General features: G+C 52.9%; 12 protein-coding genes. 11 read left to right on the top strand and 1 reads right to left on the bottom strand.

What is annotated here, in order from left to right:
- Positions 1-46 precede the first annotated feature (46 nt).
- The 10 genes from AC5FXQ_RS03720 (at position 47) to AC5FXQ_RS03675 (ending at position 11,645) form a co-directional block, all read left to right on the top strand.
- Complete coding sequence (locus AC5FXQ_RS03720; RefSeq protein WP_493601143.1) at positions 47-1,480, top strand: pectate lyase family protein; 1,434 nt, start codon at positions 47-49, stop codon at positions 1,478-1,480.
- Positions 1,481-1,483: 3 nt separating this feature from the next.
- Positions 1,484-2,452 (top strand): pectinesterase family protein, encoded by a 969-nt coding sequence (locus AC5FXQ_RS03715; protein WP_493601142.1) that lies wholly within the window; start codon positions 1,484-1,486, stop codon positions 2,450-2,452.
- Positions 2,453-2,498: 46 nt separating this feature from the next.
- Positions 2,499-3,728 carry a glycoside hydrolase family 88/105 protein gene (locus AC5FXQ_RS03710; protein WP_493601141.1) on the top strand — a complete coding sequence of 410 codons (1,230 nt, stop codon included), beginning with the start codon at positions 2,499-2,501 and terminating at the stop codon, positions 3,726-3,728.
- A gap of 14 nt (positions 3,729-3,742) precedes the next feature.
- On the top strand, positions 3,743-4,723 hold the full coding sequence (locus AC5FXQ_RS03705) for a pectinesterase family protein (protein ID WP_493601140.1): 981 nt from the start codon (positions 3,743-3,745) through the stop codon (positions 4,721-4,723).
- Positions 4,724-4,751: 28 nt separating this feature from the next.
- Positions 4,752-6,458, top strand: coding sequence for a glycoside hydrolase family 43 protein (locus AC5FXQ_RS03700; RefSeq protein ID WP_493601139.1), 1,707 nt, complete (start codon positions 4,752-4,754; stop codon positions 6,456-6,458).
- A gap of 10 nt (positions 6,459-6,468) precedes the next feature.
- Complete coding sequence (locus AC5FXQ_RS03695) at positions 6,469-8,229, top strand: glycoside hydrolase family 28 protein (RefSeq protein WP_493601138.1); 1,761 nt, start codon at positions 6,469-6,471, stop codon at positions 8,227-8,229.
- A 95-nt stretch (positions 8,230-8,324) separates the two neighbouring features.
- The gene (locus AC5FXQ_RS03690) at positions 8,325-9,143 is read left to right on the top strand and encodes a rhamnogalacturonan acetylesterase (RefSeq protein ID WP_493601137.1); all 819 of its coding nucleotides are present in this window, start codon (positions 8,325-8,327) and stop codon (positions 9,141-9,143) included.
- A 5-nt stretch (positions 9,144-9,148) separates the two neighbouring features.
- Positions 9,149-10,354: a dienelactone hydrolase family protein gene (locus tag AC5FXQ_RS03685; RefSeq protein WP_493601136.1), complete on the top strand. Its 1,206-nt coding sequence runs from the start codon at positions 9,149-9,151 to the stop codon at positions 10,352-10,354.
- A 15-nt stretch (positions 10,355-10,369) separates the two neighbouring features.
- Complete coding sequence (locus AC5FXQ_RS03680; RefSeq protein ID WP_493601135.1) at positions 10,370-10,783, top strand: VOC family protein; 414 nt, start codon at positions 10,370-10,372, stop codon at positions 10,781-10,783.
- A 121-nt stretch (positions 10,784-10,904) separates the two neighbouring features.
- Positions 10,905-11,645 carry a rhamnogalacturonan acetylesterase gene (locus tag AC5FXQ_RS03675; RefSeq protein WP_493601134.1) on the top strand — a complete coding sequence of 247 codons (741 nt, stop codon included), beginning with the start codon at positions 10,905-10,907 and terminating at the stop codon, positions 11,643-11,645.
- Positions 11,646-11,759: 114 nt separating this feature from the next.
- Here the strand turns inward: AC5FXQ_RS03675 and AC5FXQ_RS03670 are convergent, their stop codons facing one another.
- Complete coding sequence (locus tag AC5FXQ_RS03670; protein WP_493601133.1) at positions 11,760-13,406, bottom strand: UxaA family hydrolase; 1,647 nt, start codon at positions 13,404-13,406, stop codon at positions 11,760-11,762.
- A 765-nt stretch (positions 13,407-14,171) separates the two neighbouring features.
- Between AC5FXQ_RS03670 and AC5FXQ_RS03665 the strand changes: the two genes are divergently transcribed.
- Positions 14,172-14,708 (top strand): YceI family protein, encoded by a 537-nt coding sequence (locus AC5FXQ_RS03665; RefSeq protein ID WP_493601132.1) that lies wholly within the window; start codon positions 14,172-14,174, stop codon positions 14,706-14,708.
- Positions 14,709-14,871 lie beyond the last annotated feature (163 nt).

Here is a 14,871-nt window from a genome sequence, read left to right as displayed (position 1 = left end):
TAGCTCTGGAAATGGCGTCTATACCTGTAGCATAAAATTGAATAGCATGACAACCCGAAACGACCTGAAGAAATTGATATCAAATAGCGTGGCGCTATTGGTAGTATGCCTGGCTGGGTGCGCATCGCACCCGACAGGTATACCTGTCGGGTCTACCGGAGAGGCAGTGACCGCTTCCAGAGCCCCAGCTATACCTGCTGACTCAAAGCCCCTGGCTTTTCCGGGTGCAGAAGGTTTTGGTAAGCATACCACCGGCGGCCGTGGCGGAGAGGTCGTTTATGTGACCAACTTGGACGATAGCGGGGAAGGCAGTTTACGCAAGGCTATACAGAAAAAAGGGCCACGTATTATCGTGTTTGCCGTGTCAGGCACGATTGCACTCAAAGAGCCACTGGATATCAACAATGGCGATGTGACCATTTCCGGGCAGTCAGCTCCGGGCGATGGTATCTGCATCAGCAACTACCCGGTGAGCGTTAAAGCTGACAACGTAATCCTGCGTTACCTGCGTTTCCGTTTGGGCGACGTGACCGAGCAGCAGGAAGACGCTTTGAGCGGGAACAAAGGCCGCAGCAACATCATCATCGATCACTGCTCTATGAGCTGGGCCACCGACGAGTGCGCTTCTTTTTACCGGAACAAGAACTTTACGCTGCAGTGGAGCATCATCTCCGAAAGCCTCAACAGGTCGGTACATGCCAAAGGCGACCATGGTTACGGCGGCATCTGGGGAGGAGAGGGCGCCAGCTTTCACCACAACCTGATCGCCAACCACAGTAGCCGCACCCCCCGTTTCTCCGGCTCCAAATCTACTCCGAACAGCCCGGATGAACTGGTGGATTTCCGAAACAATGTCATCTTCAACTGGGTGCACAACAGTTCCTACGGTGGAGAGAAAGGCCGCTATAATATGGTGAACAATTATTACAAGGCAGGTCCTGCGACAGCTTCATCCAAAACCGATCGCATTGTAAACCCATCGCAGCCATACGGCAAATTCTATGTAGCGGGCAATCACGTGGAAGGCCATCCGGCCATCACCCAGGATAATTGGGCGGGTGGTGTGCAGGCCGATCATATAGATTCTGTGAAGACGGTTAATCCTTTTGAGGTGGCAGCCATCAAAGAACAAACGGCTGCCCAGGCCTACGAACTGGTGCTGGCCCATGCCGGAGCCAGCCATAAGCGAGACGCCGTGGATGCCCGCGTGGTAGCCGACGTGCGCTCCGGCAAACCAACCAGCGGCAAAAAGAAGAACGGCATCATTGACTCGCAGCAGGATGTGGGCGGCTGGCCGGAGCTGAAGTCGGCGCCTGCACCCGAAGACAAGGACCAGGACGGTATGCCGGATGCCTGGGAGCGGCAGCACAATCTGGACCCGACGAATCCCGCGGATGCGGCCGGCTATACCCTGGACAAGCAGTACACCAATGTCGAGGTATACCTGAACAGCTTAGTGAAACCAGCAACTGAACTATAGTACATGAAATACCTTCTGACCATACTGTTTACTTTTAGCCTTTTGGCTCTGCAAGCACAGCACAAAAAACTGGTGGTAGCGCAGGACGGCAGCGGTGACTACAGCAGTGTGCAGGAGGCAATCGATGCTATACCTGCCTTCCAGCTTGGAGGCGTGGAAGTTTTTGTGAAGAATGGCACCTACCGGGAAAAGGTGGTGATCCCTTCCTGGAAAACCGACATCACCCTGATCGGAGAGGACAAGCATAAGACGATCATTTCCTGGGACGACTACTCGGGCAAAGGCGACATCAATACTTTTACGTCCTATACCGTGCTGGTGCAGGGCAATGGCTTCAGAGCCGAGAACATTACTTTTGAGAACACTGCCGGACCGGTAGGCCAAGCCGTGGCGCTGCACGTGGAGGCCGACCGGGCGGTGTTTCAAAACTGCCGCATCATCGGAGACCAGGACACGCTCTACGTTGGGGTAAGCGGCAGCCGGCAGTACTTCGTAGATTGCTACATCGAGGGTACGACTGACTTCATTTTCGGACCGGCTACTTCGGTGTTTGAGCGCTGCACCATCCAGTGCAAAAAGAACTCCTACATCACAGCGGCCTCCACACCCGAAGGACAGTCCTTTGGTTTTGTGTTCCTTAACTGCACCGTAACTGCGGCCGACGAAAAGCTGCAGGTATATCTGGGCAGACCCTGGCGACCTTATGCCCAGACGGTTTTCCTGAACACGCAGCTCGGGAAACATATTCGTCCGGCAGGCTGGCACAACTGGAACAAACCGGAGGCGGAGCAGACAGCTTTTTATGCCGAATACAATTCCTTTGGCCCCGGCGCTATACCTGCGCAACGGGTAAAATGGTCCAGGCAATTGACGCCGAATGATGCGAAACGCTATACGCCTGAAACGATTCTGGCCGGAAAAGACAATTGGAAACCTGAGCTGAAAGCAACAAGCGCTGCAGGTACGAAATAATCTGAACGAACAAGGAGGCTGAAAAGCCTACGCAATAAACAAGCTTATGAAACTGATACGCTACACAGTGGCCGCACTGATACTCCTGACCACCGCCTGCAAAACAGGTGAGCCGGTACAACAGACCCAGGCCGTGACACAGGAAGAAGCCAAACCCTGGTCGGTGCAGATGGCCGACTCCGAGATGAAGCGCAGTCCGGAAGGCTGGATGATTGATTTTCAGCCGAAGCCGAAGTGGGACTATACCCAAGGGCTGTTTGCCAGCGCGCTGGAGCGGGTATGGAAGCACACCGGCGACGAGAAGTACTTTACCTACATCAAGACCTTCGCCGACACCATGATCACGGCGGACGGCACCATCCGCACTTATAAGAAGCTGGATTATAACATCGACCGCGTGAACCCGGGCAAGTTCCTGATCAAGCTTTACGAAGAGACGGGCGACGAAAGGTATAAGATCGCATTTGACAACCTGCGCGACCAGATGCGTACGCACCCGCGCACCAGCGAAGGCGGCTTCTGGCACAAGAAGGTATACCCGCACCAGATGTGGCTCGACGGACTGTACATGGCTTCACCTTTCCTGGCGCAGTATGCGGCCAAGTACAACGAGCCCGCCCTGTTCGACGACGTAGCCAATCAGATCCACCTGATCGACAAGTATACCTGGAATCCGGAGAAAGGACTCTACCACCACGGTTGGGACGAGAGTCGCGAGCAGCAGTGGGCCGACCCGCAGACAGGCCGCTCGCCGGAGGTATGGGGCCGTGCCATGGGCTGGTTTGCCATGTCGCTGGTCGATGTGCTGGACTACTTCCCAAAGGACCATCCGAAGCGCGCCGAAATACTGCAGATTACCCAAAAGTTAGCCAAAGCCATAGTGCGTTACCAGGATCCGAAAACCGGTCTCTGGTGGCAGGTGGTGGACCAGGGCGGTCGTGAAGGCAATTACCTGGAATCATCTGCTTCGAGCATGTTCACTTACTTTCTGGTGAAGGCCAGCAAGAAAGGCTACCTGGACCAAAGCTACATGCAGGCGGCTACCAGAGGCTACCAGGGTATTCTGGATAACTTCATCCGACAGGATGCAGACGGCGGCATCAGCATCACGGAGGTATGTGCCGTAGCCGGTCTGGGTGGCAAACCTTACCGAGAAGGCACCTACGAGTACTACATCTCCGAACCAAAACGCGACAACGATCCCAAAGCGGTCGGTCCGTTCATCATGGCCTCTATTGAATTCGAAGAACTGAAAAACGCGGCTGCCGCCAAATAAACCTGATCACGACAATGACGCACAAGCTATACCTGTTACTGATTCCTTTCTTGTTATCTTTTGCTTTTGCAGAAGGGCAGGGGCATGATTTTGTGGTGGCGCAGGACGGCAGCGGTGATTTTAAAACAGTACAGGAGGCCATCAATGCCGTGCCGGATTTCCGCAAAAACACCACGACCATCTACATCAAAAAGGGGGTGTACAAAGAGAAGCTGGTACTGCCTACTTCCAAAACCATGGTGAAACTGGTGGGGGAGGATGTGCAGCACACCATTCTGACTTACGACGATTACGCCTCCAAAAAGAACCGCTTCGGCGAAGAGATGGGCACGACCGGCTCTACCAGCTTCTTTATTTTCGGAGATGATTTCTCAGCCGAGAACATCACCTTTGAGAACTCCGCCGGTCCGGTAGGGCAGGCGGTAGCGGTACGCATCAACGGCGACCGGGTGATGTTTACTAACTGTCGCTTTCTGGGCAATCAGGATACACTCTACCCGCACGGCGAGAAAAGCCGCCAGTATTACAAGAACTGTTACATCGAAGGCACGACCGATTTTATTTTTGGCTGGTCCACGGCTGTGTTTGAGAACTGTGAGATCTACAGCAAAAAAGGCGGCAGCTACGTAACGGCCGCTTCTACACTGGAAGGCGCACCTTACGGCTTTGTTTTCCTGAACTGCCGTCTCACCGGCAACGCTCCGAAAGGCTCTTACTACCTGGGCCGTCCCTGGAGACCGCATGCCAAGACGGTGTTCATCAATAGTTACCTAGGTCCGCACATCAAGCCCGAAGGCTGGCACAACTGGAACAAACCGGAGGCCGAGCAGACGACATTCTACGCAGAATATAAATCCAAAGGACCGGGTGCCAGGGCTGGCAAGCGGGTAGATTGGTCGCATCAGCTCAGCAAGAAACAACTCGATGACTATACCTTAGAGAAGATATTCGACGGATGGATACCGGGAGAGAAATTCGGTACAGCCAGTAAATAGATCTTTACATCATTGAAACACGATTGCCATGACTCAGAAACCTGTACTTTACGCTGCCGTTTGTTTTTCATTTCTGCTCAGTTCCTGCTCAGGGCTGGCGCAGCAGGACAATACAAACGCAACAGCAGAAACGATACAATCAACACCAGCCCCTGTTTCAGAGGTATGGGTGGCTGATTTGGGCGATGGCCGATATAAGAATCCGATCCTGCACGCCGACTACTCCGACCCGGATGTAGTGCAGGTGGGCGAAGACTATTACATGACCTCCTCCAGCTTCAATGCTATACCTGGTCTGCAGATCCTGCATTCCAGGGACCTGGTAAACTGGAGCATTATCGGCTACGCACTTGATCGTAACACGCCTTATGATCACTTCTCCAAGCCACAGCACGGAAACGGGGTATGGGCACCTGCCATCCGCCACCACGACGGTGAGTTCTACATCTATTGGGGCGATCCGGATTTCGGCATCTACATGGTGAAGACCAAGGATCCTGCCGGACAATGGGAGAAGCCGGTGCTGGTAAAGGAAGGCAAAGGCCTGATCGATCCTTGTCCGCTTTGGGATGAAGACGGCAAGGCCTACCTGGTGCATGGCTGGGCCGGTAGCCGGGCAGGTATAAAGAGTATCCTCACACTAAACAAAATGAACCCGGATGGCACCAGTGTACTGGACGAAGGCGTGATGGTTTTTGACGGACACGATGCGCACCCAACCGTGGAAGGTCCGAAGTTCTACAAGCGCAACGGCTATTACTACATTTTCGCACCGGCAGGAGGCGTGTCCACAGGCTGGCAGCTGGTACTCCGTTCGAAAAATGTGTATGGCCCTTACGAAGAGAAGATCGTGATGGACCAGGGCAGCACACCGATCAACGGTCCGCACCAGGGTGCCTGGGTAGAGACTACAACAGGCGAAGATTGGTTCATCCACTTTCAGGATATCGAAGCCTATGGCCGTGTGGTGCACCTCAACCCGGTGAAGTGGGTGAACGACTGGCCGGTGATCGGAGAAGATAAAGATGGTGATGGCAAAGGGGAACCGGTACTGACTTACCAGAAACCAAACGTCGGCAAGGTATACCCGATAGCCACTCCGCTGGAGTCAGACGAGTTTGACGGACATGCCCTGGGGCTGCAGTGGCAGTGGCATGCCAACCCGAAAGCCACCTGGGCTTTTGCAACCGGCACAAAAGGGCATTTACGCCTGTTCACCGATCAGTTGCCGGAGGATTTTAAAAACTACTGGGATGTGCCAAACCTCTTGCTGCAGAAGTTCCCGGCAGAGACCTTTACGGCCACCACTAAACTTAAATTTACAGCCAACCCCAAGCTGCAGGACGAGCGCACCGGCCTGATCGTGATGGGCGAGAACTACGCTTATGTATCGCTGGTGAGCAAGCCCGATGGCCTATCCCTGACTTACAACACCGCCACCAAAGCCGATAAAGGCACACCGGAGAAAGAAGAGGTGTTGGGTAAGTTGAACGGCAACGAGGTATACTTCCGGGTGAGCGTGAGCAAAGACGCCGCCTGCCAGTTCAGCTACAGCGAGGACGGCACGACTTTCAAATCGGTAGGTGCTCCCTTCACAGCCGTGCCGGGCCGCTGGATAGGCGCTAAAGTAGGCTTGTTCGCCACCCGCCCCGGCAAAACCAACGACTCCGGTTACGCTGATGTAGACTGGTTCCGCATCACCCCCAACCCGACTAAAATTTCTGTAAGAGACTAAAGCTGAAGATATGATTACGAAGAGATTCTTGAAACACCGCTTGTTCCTGCTGGCAGGTATAGCCGGCGCACTGCAGTTCGGCTGTCAGCAACAGCCAGCCGCTACAGCCACAGCCAACACAACTGCCCCTGTGGCAGCGGCAGCAGCAACCAGCACTGCCAACTACGATTGGGTATACGAAGGCATCGAGTTTGATATGCCACGTGTGCAGGAGCCGACTTTTGGCAACTACAGCGTCAGCATTACCGATTTTGGAGCTGTAAGCGACGGGCTGACAAAAAACACAGCTGCCTTTGAGAAAGCCATTGCCGACGTGGCGGCCAAAGGAGGCGGCAAAGTGATCGTGCCGCGCGGCATGTGGCTTACCGGTCCGATCGTGCTTAAGAGCAACATCAATCTGCACGTAGAGGAGGGCGCACTGGTGCTCTTCAGCAAAGACTTCGATGATTATCCGCTTGTGAAGACCAGCTTTGAGGGGCTGAATACTTACCGCTGCCAATCACCTATTTCAGGAAACAACCTGGAGAACGTAGCCATTACGGGCAAGGGTGTGATTGACGGCAATGGCGACGCCTGGCGTCCGGTGAAGAAAGGCAAGATGACGGACTCACAGTGGAAGACGCTGTTGAAATCAGGTGGCGTGTTGAGCGATGATGGTAAGGTGTGGTACCCTTCTGAGAGCTCGAAACGCGGCGATACGAAAGACAACTTCAACGTGCCGATCCACTTCACGAAGAAGGAGCAGTTTGAGCCGGTAAAGGATTTTATGCGCCCGGTGCTGTTGAGCATCGTGAACAGCAAAAAAGTAATGCTGGACGGCCCGACCTTCCAGAACTCTCCGGCCTGGAACCTGCACCCGCTGATGTGCGAGGACGTGACCATCCGCAACCTGACTGTGCGCAACCCCTGGTACTCCCAGAACGGCGATGGCCTGGACCTGGAGTCCTGCAAAAATGCGGTGGTATATAACAACACCTTCGACGTAGGCGACGATGCGATCTGCTTCAAATCCGGCAAAGACAAAGACGGACGTGACCGCGGCATGCCAACTGAGAACGTGATCGTGAAGAATAATGTGGTATACCATGGCCATGGCGGCTTTGTGGTAGGCAGCGAAATGTCGGGTGGCGTGAAGAACGTGCACGTGTCCAACTGCACCTTCATCGGCACCGACATCGGACTTCGCTTCAAAAGCACACGCGGACGTGGCGGCGTGGTGGAGAACATCTGGATCTCCAACATCGACATGATCAACATCCCGACACAGGCCATCAGCTTCAACCTGTTCTATGGCGGCAACTCTCCGGTGTTGGATGATGACCAGAAAGCTGGCACCGAGGCACGCGACGAAAAGCTGGTTCCGGTAACTGAAGAAACGCCTGCTTTCCGCAACATCTACATGAAAAACATCAACGTGGCTGGCGCTGACCAGGCACTGGCGCTACAGGGTTTGCCAGAGATGAACCTGCAGAACGTGAACATCGAGAATGCCGTGCTAAAAGCAAAGAAAGGTATAACGGCGGTAGACTCTGACGGCATTGTGCTCAAGAACGTGAAAGTGGAAACAGAACAAGGCCCGGCCCTGACCATCTACAACAGCAAAAACATCGATATTACCGGCTTTAGCTACAACGAGGGCAAAGAGCCAGTGGTAAAGGTGCTGGGACCGAAAACGGAGAAGGTACGACTGGAGAAAAAAGACTTTAGCAACGCCGACAAGCAGGTTTCGAAAGGCAAAGACCTGACCGGCACGGCGCTCAACATCGAGTAGTAAGAACTTTCATTTGAAACACTAAGCATGGTCACTTTAGGGCCATGCTTTTTTATCATTTCACACCAGTATTTTTTACCTGAAACAACTTAACTATGCAGAAGCTAGCTTTCGGACTTGCCGCAATAGCACTGAGCCTCGTGCTGGTGGCTTTTGTGCCTTTCAAGAAAAAAACTGTCACGGTATACCTGATCGGCGACTCCACAGTGGCTGACTATACCGGCGACTATGATGATAAAGATTATATGACTACCCGCTACCCTGTGGCTGGGTGGGGGCAGGTGTTTCAACCCTTCATGCAACCTGACAGCCTGCGCAAGATCAGGCACCTGATCAAAGCTGATAGCGTAATAGTGGCCGATAAAGCCAGGGGAGGGCGCAGCACACGCACCTTTTTTGAGGAGGGCCGTTGGGCGGAAGTATACCGCTCGCTGCAGAAAAACGACCTGGTGCTGATGCAGTTCGGCCACAACGATGCCGCCGAGAACAAGCCGGAACGCTATACCAACGTGACCGCCTACAAAGAGTACCTGCGCCTGTTCGTGCACCAGACCCGCGAAAGGGGCGCTATACCTATCTTGCTGACGCCCGTGAACCGCAACTACCCCTGGAAGGACGGCAAACTGAGCAACGTGCACGGTGACTACCCGCAAGCCGTAAAGGATGTAGCCAAAGAGCTGAACGTGCAGCTGATCGACCTGACCCAGCTTTCCATTGATGCTTTCACTGCCAAAGGTCAGGACTACGTAACCGACAACTATTTCATGAACCTGCCAGCCGGCAAATATGCCGCCTACCCGGATGGCCTGAAGGATAACACGCACTTCCAGCCGGAGGGGGCGACTGCAGTTGCGCAACTGGTTTTCAAAGGTATGCAGAACCTGAAGGCGGGTACAGCGGTTGGGCGGAAGTAAAGTTTATGATGAGAATATTCAGCTTATACCTGATCATCTTCTTCACAGCATGCTGGTTACCTGTTCAGGGCCAAAACCAGACGTCTGATGTAGGCAACTTTTACCCGGTACTGCGCGAGCATGCAGATCAGCAAAATAGCAGCCTCTCATTCCTGAACACCAAACACCGCAATACAGAAAAGTGGCGCAAAGAGGCCAAGGGGAAACTGCAGGAACTGCTGGCCTATAACCCAGCGCCCGTGCCTTTGCAGAGTGAGGTCCTCAGCACGACCAAACGCGATGGCTATACCCAATATCTCGTGCGCTACAGCGTGAATGCGCATCAAAAAACCGAAGCCTTCCTGCTTATACCTGACAACCTGACCACGCCGGCGCCTGCTGTCATCGCCCTGCACGACCACGGCGGCTTTTACTTTTTTGGAAAGGAAAAGCATAGCCTGACCAATGACCAGCCAGAGGTACTCAAGGAATACATCCAGAACCTGTACGAAGGCAGAACCTATGCCGACGAGCTGGCCAAAAGGGGCTTTATCGTGTTATCGCCGGACGCACCCTACTTCGGCTCTCAGAAGCTGGGCCCGGAGCAGGTGAGTGAGAACCTCACCAAGAACTACCGCAATCAGCTGACCGGTGACCAGAACGCTGATATCGTCGCCTATAACAAGTTCGCCAACGGACACGAGGCGGCTATTAACAAAACGGTGCTGGCAGCGGGTACTACCTGGCTGGGCATGATCGTGCAGAGCGACAGGGTAGCGATTGACTATTTACTGTCGCGGCCCGAAGTGGATCCAAACAGGATCGGCTGTATCGGACTTTCACTGGGCGGACTGCGCAGCACGTATCTTTTCGGACTTGATGCCCGGGTGAAGACAGGTATAGTGGCCGCTTTTTCCACTACCTTCGGGCATATGCTGCGCAACCACACCCGCCATACCTGGATGATGTACGTGCCCCGTCAAAACCTATACCTGGATCTGCCGGACGTGGCTTCGCTCAATGCACCGCGGCCACTCCTGGTTATGAACTGCAGGCAGGACAAACTTTTCAATCCGGCAGGTATGGAAGCGGCTGAGCATAAACTGGCGGCTATCTACAATAAAATGAAAGCGTCTGATAAATTTAAGACGAATTATTACGATGTGCCCCACTCCATGACCATCGCCATGCAGGAAGATGCCTTTGCCTGGCTGGAGAAGTGGCTGAAATAATTAGAGATTACTGATATGAAATTAGAACACTTTGCCCTGAACGTAGAAGATCCCGTTGCCATGGCAGCCTGGTATGTGGGGCATTTGGGAATGCAGGTAGTGCGGCAAATGGAGCAGGCACCTTTTACCACCTTTATAGCCGATGATAGCGGCCGGATCATGGTAGAGGTATACCTGAACCCTGCAGACGAAGTACCGCCTTACCGCGACATGAACCCGCTGCTGGTGCACCTGGCCTTTGTGTCAGATAATCCGACTGCCGATAAGGAGCGCTTAGTAGCTGCAGGAGCAAGTCTGGTAACAGAGCAGCACCTGGAGGATGGTTCACATCTGGTGATGCTGCGCGACCCTTGGGGCCTGGCTCTGCAGCTTTGTAAAAGAGGTGTTCCCATGCTGGCTGAGATAGAGAGAGCGGAGGCAAGGGTATAGGCAAACAGGCTCAGTAGAGTGCAGCTGTTTTTGAATCTAGCGTAAGAATCAATGCAGCGCATCACCTGAATAGTTGGCCTGTTTTTAGTGAGATAGATGTAAAACAACAGAGAGAGTTCATATGAAGATATTCTTATTACTAGCGACTACTTTGCTGATGTCTTTATTTCCTGCCCAGCAGCAGAAGCCCATCAAGGTATACCTGATCGGCGACTCCACCATCTCCATCAAGGAAACGAAAGCCTATCCGGAGACAGGTTGGGGAATGCCCTTCGTATATTTCTTCGACTCGAGTGTGACAGTAGACAACCGTGCCAAAAACGGCCGCAGCACCCGCACTTTTATTGAGGAGGGGCTTTGGCAACCCGTGTCAGATCAGTTGCAGGCCGGTGACTATGTGTTTATCCAGTTCGGCCACAATGATGAGGTCGAAACCAAGAAGAGCTATACACCAAAGGATCAGTACCGGGCCAATCTGAATCGCTTTATCACGGAGGCGCAAAAGAAAAAAGCTATACCTGTGCTGCTCACACCAGCTGCCCGCCGTCAGTTTGACGAGGCAGGCAAAATAGTGGGAACGCATGAGGAGTATGCAACCATTGTACGGGACGTGGCCAGCCAGCGGAAAGTAGCCCTGATTGACCTGGACCGAAAAAGCCAGGACCTGCTACAGCAATTCGGTGTGGAAGGCTCGAAGCATCTGTTCCTGCACCTGGAGCCGGGAGCGCACCCCAACTACCCGGACGGCAAAGAAGATAACACCCACTTTAACGAGTACGGTGCCCGCCTGATGGCGCAGCTGGTGCTGGCCGAAATCAAAGCCCAGAAGCTGAGCCTGGCTGAAAGGTTGGTGAAGAAGTAAAGACAACCAGCAGGTATAACCCTAAAAAGAAAGCCGGCTCCTCCAATGAAGAGCCGGCTTTCACCCATTTAACAAACGCAACAACAATCTAAAACAATCTATTAAGCTGGCGTATTACAGCGATACGCCACGTTTCCAAGGTATAAAGTCATCCTGCCCCAGCACTTGAGCTTTGGACTGGATGTTGCCGCTGGCGACTTCAATAATGTAGTCCAGCATTGCCTCGCCCATCTCTTCGATAGTCTTCTCACCAGCGATCACCGGGCCTGTGTCCACATCAATAATATCTGGCATACGCTGGGCCAGCTTGGTGTTGGACGACACTTTGATAACCGGCGCAATCGGGTTGCCGGTTGGGGTGCCGAGACCTGTTGTGAAAAGGATGATATTGGCGCCTGAACCGGCCATGGCGGTCGTGCTTTCCACGTCGTTGCCTGGTGTGCAGAGCAGGTTCAAACCCGGACGGGTAGCATATTCGCCATAGTCCAGCACATCTACTACAGGGGAGGTGCCGCCTTTCTTGGCCGCACCTGCCGACTTGATAGCATCTGTGATCAGGCCGTCCTTGATATTGCCCGGACTTGGATTCATGTCGAAGCCGGAGCCTACCGCTTCTGCTGCACGGGCATAAGCTCGCATCAGGTGCACAAAGCGGTCGGCGGTCTCTTCGTTCACGCAGCGGTTGATGAGTTCCTGCTCCACCCCGCACAGCTCCGGAAACTCCGACAGCATAGACTTGCCGCCCAGTGCTACCACCAGGTCCGACACGTGGCCCACGGCTGGGTTGGCCGAAATGCCGGAGAACCCATCAGAACCTCCACACTCCAGCCCGATCACCAGCTTGCTTAGCGGTGCAGGCTGCCGTTTCTGTTTATTGGCTTCTACCAATCCCAGGAACGTGCGTCGGATGGCCAGCGTCAGCAACTCCTGCTCTGTGCCCTCTTTTTGCTGCTCCAGTATGATAAGTGGCTTTGAGAAATTCTGGTTCAGCGCCTTGATGCGCTCTTCAAGAATAGGCACCTGCGCATTCTGGCAGCCCAGACTCAAAATAGTGGCACCCGCCACATTGGGGTTGTGAATGTAGCCAGCCAAAAGTGCGCACAGCATATCCGAGTCCTGGCGAATGCCGCCGCAGCCGCCCTCGTGTGTCAGAAACTTAATGCCGTCGATATTTTCAAAAATGCGTTGCTGTCCCTTAGATGTGGCCGAGTTGAGTGGCAACTGGGCAATTTCCTCTGTCTTGCCCGCCTGGTAGAGCTCCACCATCTGCTGCACATAGCTCTTGTACAGGTCCTGTTGGCCAAAGCCCAGGTTCTCCATAAAAGCCTGCTTGATGGTTTCCACATTGCGGTTTTCGCAGAATACCAGCGGGATCACCAGCCAGTAATTACCTGTGCCCACCTGTCCGTCTTCGCGGTGATAGCCCAGGAAAGTCTTGTCCACCCACTTCGACACGTCAGGTGCCTGCCAGCCAATGGTCTTCGTCTTGCCCGTAAAACCTGCTACCTGGTGCTTCACATTACCGGTGGTCAGGATGCCGCCGGCAGGTATAGCCTCCACGGCCTTGCCTACCAGAGAGCCATACATGATGATTTCCTGCCCCGGGTTAAGCGGCTGTTCGGCAAACTTATGCTTGGCAGGAATGTTCGCCACAATTCCGATTTGTCTGCCATTGAATTCTACCACATCACCTGCCTGCAAGTCAGTCAAGGCGACCAGCACATTATCTTCCGGGTGAATCTTTAAAGTATTATTTGCCATGTTTCTAAAATGCTCTTTTGTGCAATCGATTGCGCACTAAAACAAGTATACAGAAGTTTTTTGTAAAATGAAAAATTTTAAGGCAGAAGTTTCGCTGAAAATTGAGAGTAGGTGTTTCGTCTTCACAAATGGATGTTCCTTTTCCAGGAGCAGGAAGCTAAAGCCACTGCGCAGGCATCTTTATGTCATTTCGACCTGGGGTAGGGGCCACTACTGTTCGGAACCTGCTGACTAAGCGTTCCTGCACGAGCAAAGCTGATTTTACAGTAGAAGAAAGTGCCCCTTGAGGGGACCGTAGGGGTGTAGATGACCTGGCCTGTGCCATGTAGGTGCTATATCGGGGGAAGCTGCTCAACTGGACACCCCTGTTGAGCTGCGCTCGCAAGTTTCGAACTCCCGTTCTCACTTGTCCTCAAGGGGACAGTCCTAGTTTACTCAAACAGGCTTTATGGACTTGGTAGAGGCTGGTTGACAGGTTTCGAACAGTAGTGGGTAGGGGCCTCTACTCGGGAGAAATCTGTATCACTTATGCAGACATCAATTATTTCGAGTTACCCTTATTTGCTCTCTAAATGCGCTATTTCCCGATTGCTCCTGCAGCATATATATACTGCTCACAAGTACTAAATTGAACGTCTTACAAAACCCGAACTTCACAGAGAGGAAACCTTTTTAAAATAACTGATGTATATACATTTAAAGTCTATACATTTATTGTAGATTTGTAGCAGAAAAACATTTTAACCTAAATAATAAGATAAGATTATGGCAAACGTAAGATGGTCAGCAGACCCAATGCACAGCGAAGTACAGTTTAAAGTAAAGCACCTGATGATCACGACTGTGACAGGTTATTTTGAAAAATTCACGGTGGAGGCCGAGAGCGAAGACGAGAACTTTAACGGTGCCAGCAACATTGTGTTCACTGCCGATGTGAACTCGATCAGCACCAACAATGAGCAGCGTGACACGCACCTGAAGTCAGCTGATTTCTTTGATGCGGATAATCATGGCGAAGTACGCTTTGTAGGTACACGCTACGAGAACGTGGGCGGAAACGACTACAAATTGCACGGTGACCTGACCATCCGCAACACGACGAAGCCTGTGACAGTGGATGTAGAGTTTGGCGGTACGGTAGTAGACCCATACGGCCAGCACAAGGCAGGCTTTACCGTGACAGGTAAGATCAGCCGCAAAGAGTTCGGCCTGACCTGGAACGCTGTAACTGAAGCCGGTAGCGTAGTCGTGAGCGACGAGATCAAGCTGCAGGCTGAAGTGCAGTTGGTAAAGCAGGCTTAAGTTTTTTGTCAATCAGAACACACCCGTGACAAGAGCTGAGTGTGACAAGCGTAGTTCAAAGAGATCTGCCAGGCAAATAAGCCTTAGGTTTCTTACAGCTTCGTAAACTCAATCGGTTCTCGCATCACGAGTGTTCTGAAAAGACAAATACCACTGGCTTCGC

It is taken from the genome of Pontibacter sp. LHS1, from assembly GCF_058932855.1.
Note: the sequence above shows the minus strand (reverse complement) of the source record. Positions and strands in the feature narration are given on the sequence as shown.